We start from the raw sequence: 10809 nt of genomic DNA, 5'->3' as shown, positions 1-10809 counted from the left end.
TGCGGCGAGGTGATGACATGTCGCTCCAAGAGAACGTCCGGAACCATCGGCGACGCCGGGGATGGACGCAAGAACGACTCGCCGAAGAGGCCGATCTCTCGGTGGGCACCGTCCGCAAGGTGGAGCAGGGCGGAACCGCCTCGGTCGAGACGATCCACACACTCGCCCGCGCCCTCGGCACCACGACATCCAGCCTCTTCGCGTCCGAGGCGCCCGCACCCGTCCGCGAAGCCGAGGGCGACGGACCGAAGCTGACCGGGCTGCGCAGGGCGCTCATGCCTCCCATCGGACTGACGCCGGTGGCGGCCGATCACGCCGACCGGCGAGATCTCCACTCGCTCCAATCGGACATCACCGACTCGCACCTCCTGTACCAGGCCGACCGCTACAACTCCGTGGCCAAGCGTCTGCCCGGCATCCTGCGCGCCGGTGAGGCGGCCGTAGCCCTGAGCGACGGAGACGAACGCCGGCAGGCGATCGCCACGCGCGCCTGCGCCTTCCTGCTGGCCGGGAAGTACCTCACCCAGGTCCGGCGCTACGACATGGCCTACCACGCCCTCTCGCGGGCCATCACGGACGCTCGCGGCATGGGCGGCACCCAATTGGCCGTCACGGGCGTCGTCGGGATGTGCTGGCTTCTCCTGCGTCAGGACCGTTTCGACGAGGCCGAACAACTGGCCACCGCCACGGCCGACCAGGTCGAGCCGCGTCTTTCGACCGCCACGCCGGCCCAGTGGGCCATCTGGGGCGAGCTCCTTCTGCGTGTGGCCTCCGCCGCGATGCGGAACAACCGACCGGATGTCGCCCAGCAGGCTCGGCGCATGGCGGCGACGGCTGCCAGCGCTCTGGATCGCGAGCACGTCGACTTCCAGGAGCACTGGGCCACGTTCGGGCCGGTGACGGCCGAGACGAAACGCATCGAGGACCTGTCCCTGATCGGAGACGCGCGCGGCGTGTTGAACCTGGCCGACACGGGGCTCGTCGGCGCCCAGGCGCTCGCGGCATACGGCCGGCCGGGCATGAACACCTGGGGACGCCATCGCCTGGACGTGGCGCGAGCGCACGTACAACTCGGTTCGCACCAGGACGCGATGAACGAGCTGACCGGCCTCAAGGCGACAGCCTCGGAGTGGCTGAAGCATCAGAACATCGCACGCCACGTCATGGGGGGCATCCTCGCGAAGCGCAAGCGCATCCTGACGGACGACATGCGTGACATGGCCTCTCACCTGGGCATCGTCGGCTGACTACCACGCTGCGTGGCACCTCACGACCGCCGGCCGGAGAAGTCCCACCCAGCGTGTCCGCAAGAGGCCTCCGCCTTGCGACGGAGGTCTTGCCATCTTTGCTGACGTTCGCTAGCAAGGGTCGTACTCTCAGAATATGAGCGCCGACATCGGGGAACGGCTCCGGGACGTCCGTAAGCGCCGGGGCATGAGCCAAAGGGAGCTGGCCGATCAGTCCGGCCTCTCCCTCTCCTCGATCCGCAAGTTGGAGCAGGGGGAGCGCAGCGATACGCGGCTGGAGACGGCCCGCCGGCTGGCATCCGCGCTTCGGCTGCCCACGACCTCCCTCATGGCGGAATCCAGGGAAGAGAGCGCAAAGCAGGCGGTCGTCGACCAGTGGGAGCCGGTGCGCCGAGCCCTGGTCAGCCCTCCGCCGAGCGGCGAACTCGAAGAGCCCACCCTTCAGGGTGTGACCAACGCCCTGCGGGACGCGATGCCCCTGTTCAGTGGCGACCGCTTCGCCGAGCTCGGGGCCATCCTTCCTCCGCTCCTCCGCGATGCCGAAGTGCTTGCCGGGCTTCATCCGGATGGCCGGGCGGTGCGGGTGAAGCTCATGCAGCTCACCGGATGGCTCCTGACGCAGACCAGGCAGTTCGACGCGGCGGAGATGGCGCTTGAACGAGCCCTCGACGAGTCGGCAGATCGCCTTCAGGGCGCCTCGACGGTCAATACCCAGTGCTGGCTCCTCCTGCGTCGCGGAAGGCTCGCGGAAGCACGGGAGCTGGCCGCCGAATGGGCAGACGAGACCGAGCCACGCATGTCGAAGGCCACCCCTGAAGAACTGAGCGCCTGGGGCGGGCTCCTGCTGCGTATCTCGGCCGCAGGCGTCAGGGACAACCGCCCTGGCGATGCTGAGGATGCCATGCGTCTCGCGAAGGCGGCCGCTGTGGCCATGGGGCGCGAGTACGCACCGCGCGAAGACTCTCTGCGTACCTTCGGACCCGTCACGGTGGCGCTGAAGCGTGCCGAGAACGCGATGATCACCGACCGGCCCGATAGGGTACTCCAGCTCGCCGCCGAAGTGCCGGCCGACAAGCTCAGGCCGACGTCGAACAACCGGAACCGGCACTTGCTCGATGTGTCCGATGCCTACGCTCGCACTCGTCGCTACGGGGAGTCGGTCGAGGTGCTTCAGCGCATCCGGAACTCGTCGCCGCGATGGCTGTCGAACCAGCGCTGCGCCCGGGACATCCTGGGGCGCGTGGTGAGCAAGCGGCGCACCCTCACGCCCGAGATGCGATCGCTCGCGGATGCGGTGAGCCTGCCGATATAGCGCGCCGTGGCACTTCCATACGACGCCCCGCACAGCTTGCCGCACCAGGCGCTCAGCTCGTCCGCGCCACAACGCGCCAGGGCGCCCAGCTTCTCTACCTCTTCGACCCCGAGCGCGAGTCGTTCGCCGAGTTCATGGCCGACGGGCAGGAGTGGCGGGTTCGCCAAGGCGGCCCGATCGCCCTGTGGGACCGTGTCGAGGGGGCGCTGATCGCCTGGGAGGCCGCGGGGAGCCCCGACATCACCGCCGTGCGGCTCCGGGTCACCCAGGCGACGCACCGCTACTGGATCGAGGGCGAGCCCAGGACGATCTGGGAACACCACCTCGACTGAGGGTGGTCGGGTGCTGTGCGGAGCGCCCCGGGCAGCGAAGAAGTCGCCGGCGCCGTTCCGTTACGCGTTCACCTCAGGTCCGGTCCGGGAGATGCGCCTCCGAGAGGGCCAACTGCGCGGCGAAGTCGGCCAGTACGGGGTGTTCCAGCAGGACCCGGACGCGGACGGTGACGCCGAGGCGCCGGCGCAGGGCGGCCACCACCTCCATGGCGGCGAGGGACTGGCCGCCCAGGGCGAAGAAGTCGTCGTCGTCCGCGACCGGAACGCCCAGGACCTCCTGCCAGATCTCGGCTACTGCGGTGGTTCCCACTGTTCATCAGCTCCTTGGCGGGCTTATGCCGGGCTCAGTCGTACCGGCAGGCGGGTCAGTCCGTGGATGAAGTTGCCGGTGCCCCACTCCGGCGGTCCGGCCGGGGTGATCGCGCGCACCCGGCGGGTCAGTGCGGTCAGCAGGGCGGTCAGTTCGAGCCGGGCGACCCGGGATCCGACGCAGACATGCGGGCCCCAGCCGAACGCGAGGTGCCGGTTGGGGGTGCGGTCCGGCCGGAAGGTGTCCGGGTCGGGGAAGACGGCCGGGTCGCGGTCGGCCGAGCAGAGCCAGGCGGTCACCCGGTCGCCGGGGCGCAGGCCGGTGCCCGCGACGGTCACCGGGCGGGTCACGGTGCGCAGCGCGTGCAGGCCGGGGGTGGTCCAGCGCAGGATCTCCTCGACGGTGGTGGGCAGCAGCTCCGGCGACGCGCGCAGCGCCGTCCACAGCTCGGGCCGGTCGCCGAAGACGAGGAGCGCGCCGGCCGCCGCGTACCGGACGGTCTCGCTCGCACCGGTCAGCACCCCGCCGCAGTTGACGATCAGTTCCTCGTCGGTGAGGCCGTCGCCGACCGCGAGCAGGGAGCTGATCAGGTCGTCGCCGGGGCGGGCCCGGCGCTCGTCGAGCAGGTCGGCGAAGTAGCCGAAGATCTCGGCGTTGGCGTCGAGCCGGTCGATCGGGTCGGGGGAGTCCAGGCCGTCGGTGGTGAGCCGGCCGATCAGCGGCCAGTCGGCTCGGGGGAGGTTCATCATGGCGCAGATGACCTGGTTGGGCAGCCGCCGGGCCAGGTCGCCGACGGCGTCGAGGACCAGCGCCCCGGCCGCGGCCGTCTCACCCGAAGCATCTGTACGGCTGTCGTCCCCGGCCCCTCCGGCGCGCGCCCCGATCACCTCGTCGACCAGGTCGGTGACCCCGTCGACGATCCGGTCCTGCCAGCGGCGCAGCGCCGCCGGGGTGAACGGCGCGCCCACCACTCGGCGGATCCGGCCGTGCCGCGGCGGGTCGCTGACCACCATCAGCCGGTCGGCGACCCGTCCCGCCGCCTCGTCCGACCCGCCGAGCCGGATGCCGGCGCGGGAACTGAACGAGGCCGGATCGCCCAGCACCGTCAGGACGTCGTCGTACCGGGCGGCGACCCAGAACCCGGGGCCGTCCGGCTCCGGGTGCCAGGTCAGCCCGGGACGGGCGCGCACGGCGGCGAGCTGGTCCAGGTACCGGTATCCGGCGAAGACGTCCGGCGTGAGCAGATCGAGACCCGTGACGGGATCGGGCCTGAGGTCGGTGTCGTTCATCGCCGGTCAGTGCGCCTCGATGACGGAGAACGGCGAGTCCGGGATCTCCAGGACCCGGCTCACCTGGTACCCGGCCGCGTGCAGGATCCGGGTGAACCCGGCCCGGTCGCGTTCCCGGCCGCCGGTGAGGACCATCATGCCGAGGTCGCTCCAGCGGCTGATGTGCGGGGAGCCGTCCTCCGGAACCAGCATCTCGATCACCAGCAGCCGGCCGCCGGGCGCCAGCGCGCGCCGGCTCGACCGCAGGATGTCCACCGACTGCTCGTCGGTCCAGTCGTGCAGGACGCTGCACAGCAGATGGGTGTCCGCGCCGGTGGGCACCGCGACGAAGAAGTCGCCGGGCACGGTGCGGCAACCGGGCACGCCGCCGCGGCGGTTGACCTCGTCGATCACCGTGGGGCGGTCGAACAGGATGCCGCTCGCGTGCGGGGCCGCCGACAGGATCCCGCCGAGGAGGAAGCCGTCCGCGCCGCCGATGTCCAGGATGACGGACGAGGGCGACCAGTCGACGGTCTCGGCCGCCTGCCGGTACAGCCGGCCGGTGCGTTCGCGCATCCGGCGCAGGAAGGCGAGGTTCTCGGCGCGCCGGTTGTCCTTGACGCCGAAGAAGCCGCCGGCCGCGGCCTCGCCGTCCTCGTCCCCGGTGCCGAAGGACGCGGCGCCGGTACGGAAGCTGTCGGCGGCGCGCAGCCAGGCCAGTTGGCTCTCGGCGTTGACGAGCGACGCGGAGAGGCTGTGCGGGTGGTCCCGGCGCAGCCGGGCGCCGCGCGCCGTCAGCCGGAAGCCGGTGGCCGGGTCGCCGGTGAAGAACCCGGCCGCGGCGAGGGCGGACAGGAGCCGGGACAGGGCGTCGGGGTCGGCGCCGACCAGGTCCGCCGTGGTGGCCACGGACTGCGGTGTCAGGGCGTTCATCATGTCGGCGATGCCGAGTTCGACGGCGATGCGCAGGGCGTGCGGCAGCACCGCGACCATGCTGTCGTCGACGAGCGTGAGGTAGTCCTCCACGATCCTGTCGGTGGTCTCGGCGCACGCGGTGTCGGCGTGTCCGGTGGCTCCGACGGTCCCGGTCATCCCGTTCGATCCGTTCATTCCCGTCATCCCGGCGGTCTCGGTGCTCTTGTGCAGGGTCATCGTCTGCCCCTTCCTGGGGTCGGAACGCGCAGCAGCTCCGCCGTGGCCCGGTGATCCACCTTGCCGTTGGCGTTGTGGGGGAGTTCGTCGAGTCGGCGCACCACATCGGGCACCAGGTGGCCGGGGAGCCGGCCGCTCAGTTCCGTACGTACCCGCTCCGGGTCCGCGTTCCCGGTGAAGGCCAGCGCCAGACGCTCGTACGCGCCGCTCCGGCCGGTCAGCGCCACCGCCACGCAGTCGCGTACCCCCGGATGGCCCGCGGCGTGGCTCTCCACCTCGGCCAGCTCCACCCGGTAGCCGCGGATCTTCACCTGCCGGTCGGCGCGGCCGAGGAAGTGCAGCACTCCCTCGGCGTCGCGTTCCGCGCGGTCGCCGGTGCGGTAGACCCGCGTCGGCACCCCCTGGACGTCGACGGTGACGAACCGTTCGGCGGTACGTTCCGGGTCGCGCAGGTAGCCCTCGGCCAGGCCCGTGCCCGCGACGCACAGCTCGCCGTCGATCAGATGGACCTCGGTGCCCGGTACCGGCCGCCCGATGGGGACGCCGTGGGGCCGGTCGCAGTCCTGGGGCCGGATGCGGTGCATGGTGGTGAAGGCGAAACTCTCCACCGGGCCGTAGCAGTTGTGGACGGTCGTGTCCGGGTGGCGCAGCAGCAGGGTGCGTACCGGCTCCGGCGACAGCCGCTCACCGCCGATGAACATGAGGTCGACCCCGTCGAAGCAGCCGGGGTCCAGCCGCACCAGCAGGTTCACCACGGACGCGACCAGGACGAGGGTGTTCACGCCGTGCCCGGCGATCAGGTCGCGCAGGGTGTCGGGGAGCAGGTGATCCTCGTCCGGCAGCACGACGGTGCCGCCCCGGCTGAGCATGCCCCACAGTTCCAGCCCGCAGGCGTCCCAGCCGACGGGGGCGAGCTGCGGCAGCACCCGCCCGGGGCCGAAGGCCGCCAGCGGGCCGCTGTCGAAGAGCCGCAGTACGGCCTGGTGGGGTGTCACCACGCCCTTGGGGGCCCCGGTGCTGCCCGAGGTGAAGAAGACACAGGCCGGGTCGGCCGGCCCGATGTCCGCCCGCACCGTCGGGGACCCGGGTAAGAGCGCGGACGCGGGCGGCGGGGTCCAGCACGGGGCGCCGTCGAGCGGGGTGTCCGTCACGAACAGCGGGGCCCGCAGCAGACGCAGCAGTTCCCGTACCCGCTCGTCCGGCCACCGTACGTCGATCGGGCAGTAGGCGGCGCCCGTCTTCAGGACGGCGAGCAGGAGGGTCGCCATCCGGGCCGAGCGGGTGACGCGGACCGGCACCAGGGAGCCCGGTCCGACCCCTGCCTCGACCAGTGCGGCGGCGTACGCGTCGGCCGCCGAAACGAGTTGTGAATAGGTGACCGGTCCCTTGTCGTCGATCAGCGCGATATGGTCGCCGAATTCCGCCGCGCGCTCGTCGAGTGCCTGATGAATCAGCACGTACCGCTCCTTGTCCGCACCTGCGATCGGACGCATATTCACCTGTCACGGTGGTGCGCGCAACCCCTACGAACCCCAACGGGGAGAGCCCGGCACCCGGGTGCGGGACGGGGCGTTCCGCAGTATCGGGCGGTGGGCATCGGGGCGCATTGACATTCTTCGGCACCCGTCCCTAGCGTCATTTTCGTCGCGGTTCCGGGATCCGACAATTCTTGCTCCCGCCGTTGAAACCGCTTATCCGAGCCTTGGGGGAATTGGTGTTGTCCGCACCCCAGACCAGAAATCAGCCTGCCGTCGACGCCGGTATCGACCACATCACGCTCTCCGTCGGAGACGCCCGTGCCCGCGCGGCCGAGTTCGTCGACCGCTACGGCTTCGAGGTCGTCGCCACCGGGGACACCCCGGAGTTCACGGCCGTCGCGGTACGGCAGCGGGACATCGTCCTCGTGCTGCTGCAGGGCCGCGCCGACGACCACCCGGCCACCCTCTACACCGCCCGGCACGGCGACGGCGTGAGCGACATCGCCCTGCGGGTGACGGAACCGAACCCCGCCGCGACGGAGCCGGCCCCCTCCGTACTCGAAGCCTTCGGCGACGTGACGCACACCTTCGTGACCCGGCCCGCCGGCGCGCCCTGGTCGCTGCCCGGCCTCTCCCCGGTGCCCGCCGAGCGACCGACCGGAACCGCCCGGACCACCCCTCCCGCGCGGCATCACCTGCTCTGCGTCGACCACATCGCGGTCTGCGTCGAGAACGGCGAACTGGACCGGGTCATCGCGTCCTACGAGCGGGCCCTGGGCTGGCAGGTGGTCTTCGGCGAGGACATCCACGTCGGCGCGCAGGCCATGCGCTCCAAGGTCGTGCAGAGCCCGAACGGTCAGGTCACGCTGACGCTGCTCGAGCCGATGAGCGGCGCCGCCCCGGGCCAGATCGACGACTTCCTGAAGAAGCACGGCGGCGCCGGCGTCCAGCACCTGGCGTTCGCGGTCCCGGACATCGTGGACGCGGTGGCCGATCTCGCCGCCGCCGGCGTGGGATTCCTGTCCACGCCCGACCCCTACTACGAGAACCTCGACCAGCGGCTCGGCCCGTCCGGCCACCCGGTGGCGGAGCTGCGCAAGTACAGCGTGCTCGCCGACCGCGACCACGACGGCGAGCTGTTCCAGATCTTCACCCGCTCCGAGCACCCGCGCCGCACCCTGTTCATGGAGATCATCGAACGCCGCGGCGCCACCACGTTCGGCAGCAACAACATCCGCAAGCTGTACGAGGCGGTCGAGCGGCAGGACCTGGCGTGACGGCCGGGACGGCCGTCCCGGCGACGGATCCGCTCACCCTCGACGACGTCGAGGACCGTGCCCGCGCCCTGCTGGCGCCCGAGGTGTACGACTTCGTGGCCGGCGGCAGCGGCGGCGAGGCGACCCTGCGCGCCAACCGGGCCGCGTTCGACCGGTGTCACCTCGTCCCGCGCGTCCTGTCCGGAGTGGACACCGCCGACACCACGACCACCCTGCTCGGGGTGCCCGCGTCGATGCCGGTCGCGGTCGCGCCGATGGCGTTCCACGCGGTGGTGCACCCGGACGGCGAACCGGCGGTGTCCCGCGCCGCGGCCGCGGCCGGTCTCCCCTTCACGGCGGCGACCCTGGCCGGCTGCCCGCTGGACGAGCTGTCCGTCCCCGGCGGCGCCCTGTTCTTCCAGCTGTACTGGCTGCGCGACCGGGACCGCACCGCGTGGCTGATCGACGAGGCCGAGCGGCTCGGCGCCCGCGCCCTGATGCTCACCGTCGACGTCCCGTTCATGGGCCGGCGGCTGCGCGACCTGCGCAACGGGTTCGCCGTGCCGGCGCACGCCGCGCCGGTCAACCTGTCCGACACCCAGCGCGGCGGCGGACAGAGCGTCGGCGCCCACGCGGCCTCGGTGATCGACCCCACCCTCTCCTGGTCCGACCTGGAGTGGGTACGGCGACGGACCCGGCTGCCCCTGGTGCTCAAGGGCGTGCTCGACCCGGCGGACGCGCGGCGTGCCGTGGACCTCGGCGCGGACGGCCTGGTCGTGTCCAACCACGGCGGCCGGCAACTCGACGGCGCCGTACCCAGCATCCTGGCCCTGCCGGCCATCCGGGACGCGATCGGCGACGCCTGCGAGATCCTCCTCGACAGCGGCGTACGAAGCGGCACCGATGTACTGCGCGCGCTGGCCCTCGGCGCCCACGGGGTACTGCTCGGCCGGCCGGTCCTGTGGGGCCTGGCGGTGGACGGCGAGACCGGCGTCACCGCGGTCCTCGACCTGCTGCGCGCCGAACTCGCGACGTCGATGGCCCTCGCCGGCGCGCCGCACGTCGCCGCCGCCCGGCGCCTTGGTGTGCGCGGGGCGTCCGCGACGCGCGTACGGGAGGAACGATGACCGAGTCGTCCCCGGCACGAGCAGCCCACGCCCCGGCGGTGCTGGACCTCGCCCACCTGCACGGCTCGCTGTCCGATCCGGCGCTGCTGTCCATGAACCTGCTGAACGAGGTGTCCGACCACTACCCGGACGCGGTCTCCTTCGCGCCCGGCCGGCCGGACCCCGGCGGGTTCGCGATCGAGGACGTCCACCGCTATCTGCGGATCTGGACCGAGCACGTCACCGAGGCCGAGCCCCGGGGCGCCGAAGCGGCCCGCAACCGGCTCTACCAGTACGGCAGAACCAAAGGCGTGATCCAGGACCTCGTCGCCCGGAACCTCGCGGTCGACGAGAACATCCACGCCGACCCGGAGTCGATCCTGGTGACCGTCGGCTGCCAGGAGGCCATGCTCCTCGTCCTCCGCGCGCTGCGCGCCGACGACCGCGACGTCCTGCTCGCCACCGACCCCGCCTACGTGGGCATCACCGGCGCGGCCCGCCTGGTCGACCTGCCGGTCGTGCCCGTCGACAGCGGCACGACCGGCATCGACCTGGACGACCTGGCCGCCAAGGTACGGGAGGCCCGCGCGGCCGGACTGCGGCCCCGGGCCTGCTACCTGGTGCCGGACTTCGCCAACCCGACCGGGCTCAGCCTCGACGTACCGACCCGGCACCGGCTCCTCGACCTGGCCGCCGAGCTCGACATCCTGCTCATCGAGGACAACCCGTACGGCTTCTTCGGCGACGGCGCGCCCCCGAGACCGACACTCAAGTCGCTGGACACCGGCCGGCGCGTCGTCTACCTCGGCTCGTACGCCAAGACCGCCCTGCCCGGCGCCCGGATCGGGTACGTGGTGGCGGACCAGCCCGTCGTCCGCGGCGGCGAGAGCGTCGGCACCCTCGCCGACGAGCTCTCGAAGATCAAGAGCATGATCACGGTCAACACCCCGCCGGTCGCGCAGGCGGTCATCGGCGGCAAGCTGCTGGACTGCGACTTCGCGCTGCGCGAGGCGAACCGGGACGCCACCGCCCGGTACGGGAAACGGCTGCGGCACCTGCTCGACGGGCTGGCCGCCCGCTTCCCGGCAACGTCCCCGGTCGCCTGGAACCGACCGGACGGCGGATTCTTCCTGGTCGTCACGGTGCCCTTCGTCGCCGACGACGACCTGCTCGCCTACTCGGCCAAGCGGCACAAGGTCATCTGGACGCCGATGCACCACTTCTACACGGCGGGAGGCGGACTGCGACAGCTGCGGCTGTCCTGCAGCTCGCTCACGCCGGAGGAGATCGACCTCGGACTGGACCGGTTCGCTTCGCTGGTGACCGATCTTCTGGAGAGGACCTGAGA

At 71.8% G+C, this 10809-nt stretch carries 10 protein-coding genes; 6 read left to right on the top strand and 4 right to left on the bottom strand.

All coding sequences use genetic code 11. From position 1 onward, the window contains the following. Positions 1-17: 17 nt before the first annotated feature. The 3 genes from ABZ693_RS22345 (at position 18) to ABZ693_RS22335 (ending at position 2891) form a co-directional block, all read left to right on the top strand. Positions 18-1247: a helix-turn-helix domain-containing protein gene (locus ABZ693_RS22345; protein WP_359879973.1), complete on the top strand. Its 1230-nt coding sequence runs from the start codon at positions 18-20 to the stop codon at positions 1245-1247. Positions 1248-1383: 136 nt separating this feature from the next. Further along, a complete protein-coding gene (locus ABZ693_RS22340) occupies positions 1384-2559 on the top strand; it encodes a helix-turn-helix domain-containing protein (RefSeq protein ID WP_359879971.1) in 1176 nt (391 codons plus the stop codon). A gap of 134 nt (positions 2560-2693) precedes the next feature. Further along, positions 2694-2891 carry a hypothetical protein gene (locus ABZ693_RS22335; RefSeq protein ID WP_359879968.1) on the top strand — a complete coding sequence of 66 codons (198 nt, stop codon included), beginning with the start codon at positions 2694-2696 and terminating at the stop codon, positions 2889-2891. A 73-nt stretch (positions 2892-2964) separates the two neighbouring features. Here the strand turns inward: ABZ693_RS22335 and ABZ693_RS22330 are convergent, their stop codons facing one another. The 4 genes from ABZ693_RS22330 to ABZ693_RS22315 are packed head-to-tail and all read right to left on the bottom strand — an operon-like array spanning position 2965 to position 7078. Further along, positions 2965-3201: a phosphopantetheine-binding protein gene (locus tag ABZ693_RS22330; RefSeq protein ID WP_359879966.1), complete on the bottom strand. Its 237-nt coding sequence runs from the start codon at positions 3199-3201 to the stop codon at positions 2965-2967. A 23-nt stretch (positions 3202-3224) separates the two neighbouring features. Then, positions 3225-4490: a cytochrome P450 gene (locus ABZ693_RS22325; RefSeq protein ID WP_359879963.1), complete on the bottom strand. Its 1266-nt coding sequence runs from the start codon at positions 4488-4490 to the stop codon at positions 3225-3227. A 6-nt stretch (positions 4491-4496) separates the two neighbouring features. Then, positions 4497-5621: a methyltransferase gene (locus tag ABZ693_RS22320; RefSeq protein ID WP_359879960.1), complete on the bottom strand. Its 1125-nt coding sequence runs from the start codon at positions 5619-5621 to the stop codon at positions 4497-4499. Continuing rightward, positions 5618-7078, bottom strand: coding sequence for an amino acid adenylation domain-containing protein (locus ABZ693_RS22315; protein ID WP_359879958.1), 1461 nt, complete (start codon positions 7076-7078; stop codon positions 5618-5620). Before ABZ693_RS22315 ends, ABZ693_RS22320 begins: the two co-directional genes overlap by 4 nt. A 260-nt stretch (positions 7079-7338) precedes the next feature. Here ABZ693_RS22315 and ABZ693_RS22310 point away from each other — a divergent pair, with 260 nt between their 5' ends. The 3 genes from ABZ693_RS22310 to ABZ693_RS22300 are packed head-to-tail and all read left to right on the top strand — an operon-like array spanning position 7339 to position 10807. Beyond that, positions 7339-8376 carry a VOC family protein gene (locus tag ABZ693_RS22310; protein WP_359879955.1) on the top strand — a complete coding sequence of 346 codons (1038 nt, stop codon included), beginning with the start codon at positions 7339-7341 and terminating at the stop codon, positions 8374-8376. Beyond that, positions 8373-9482: an alpha-hydroxy acid oxidase gene (locus tag ABZ693_RS22305; protein WP_359879953.1), complete on the top strand. Its 1110-nt coding sequence runs from the start codon at positions 8373-8375 to the stop codon at positions 9480-9482. Before ABZ693_RS22310 ends, ABZ693_RS22305 begins: the two co-directional genes overlap by 4 nt. After that, positions 9479-10807 carry an aminotransferase-like domain-containing protein gene (locus tag ABZ693_RS22300; RefSeq protein ID WP_359879950.1) on the top strand — a complete coding sequence of 443 codons (1329 nt, stop codon included), beginning with the start codon at positions 9479-9481 and terminating at the stop codon, positions 10805-10807. The genes ABZ693_RS22305 and ABZ693_RS22300 overlap by 4 nt, the downstream gene beginning before the upstream one ends. Positions 10808-10809: the final 2 nt, after the last annotated feature.

Origin of the sequence: Streptomyces laurentii (assembly GCF_040635425.1) — a bacterium.
GTDB lineage: Bacteria > Actinomycetota > Actinomycetes > Streptomycetales > Streptomycetaceae > Streptomyces > Streptomyces laurentii.
Note: the sequence above shows the minus strand (reverse complement) of the source record. Positions and strands in the feature narration are given on the sequence as shown.

What these genes read in the sequence shown, in the direction of transcription:
- ABZ693_RS22300 (WP_359879950.1), top strand. Translation starts at nt 9,479, where the DNA reads ATGACCGAGTCGTCCCCGGCACGAGCAGCCCACGCCCCGGCGGTGCTG.
- ABZ693_RS22335 (WP_359879968.1), top strand. Translation starts at nt 2,694, where the DNA reads ATGGCCGACGGGCAGGAGTGGCGGGTTCGCCAAGGCGGCCCGATCGCC.
- ABZ693_RS22345 (WP_359879973.1), top strand. Translation starts at nt 18, where the DNA reads ATGTCGCTCCAAGAGAACGTCCGGAACCATCGGCGACGCCGGGGATGG.
- ABZ693_RS22340 (WP_359879971.1), top strand. Translation starts at nt 1,384, where the DNA reads ATGAGCGCCGACATCGGGGAACGGCTCCGGGACGTCCGTAAGCGCCGG.
- ABZ693_RS22325 (WP_359879963.1), bottom strand. Translation starts at nt 4,490, where the DNA reads ATGAACGACACCGACCTCAGGCCCGATCCCGTCACGGGTCTCGATCTG.
- ABZ693_RS22320 (WP_359879960.1), bottom strand. Translation starts at nt 5,621, where the DNA reads ATGACCCTGCACAAGAGCACCGAGACCGCCGGGATGACGGGAATGAAC.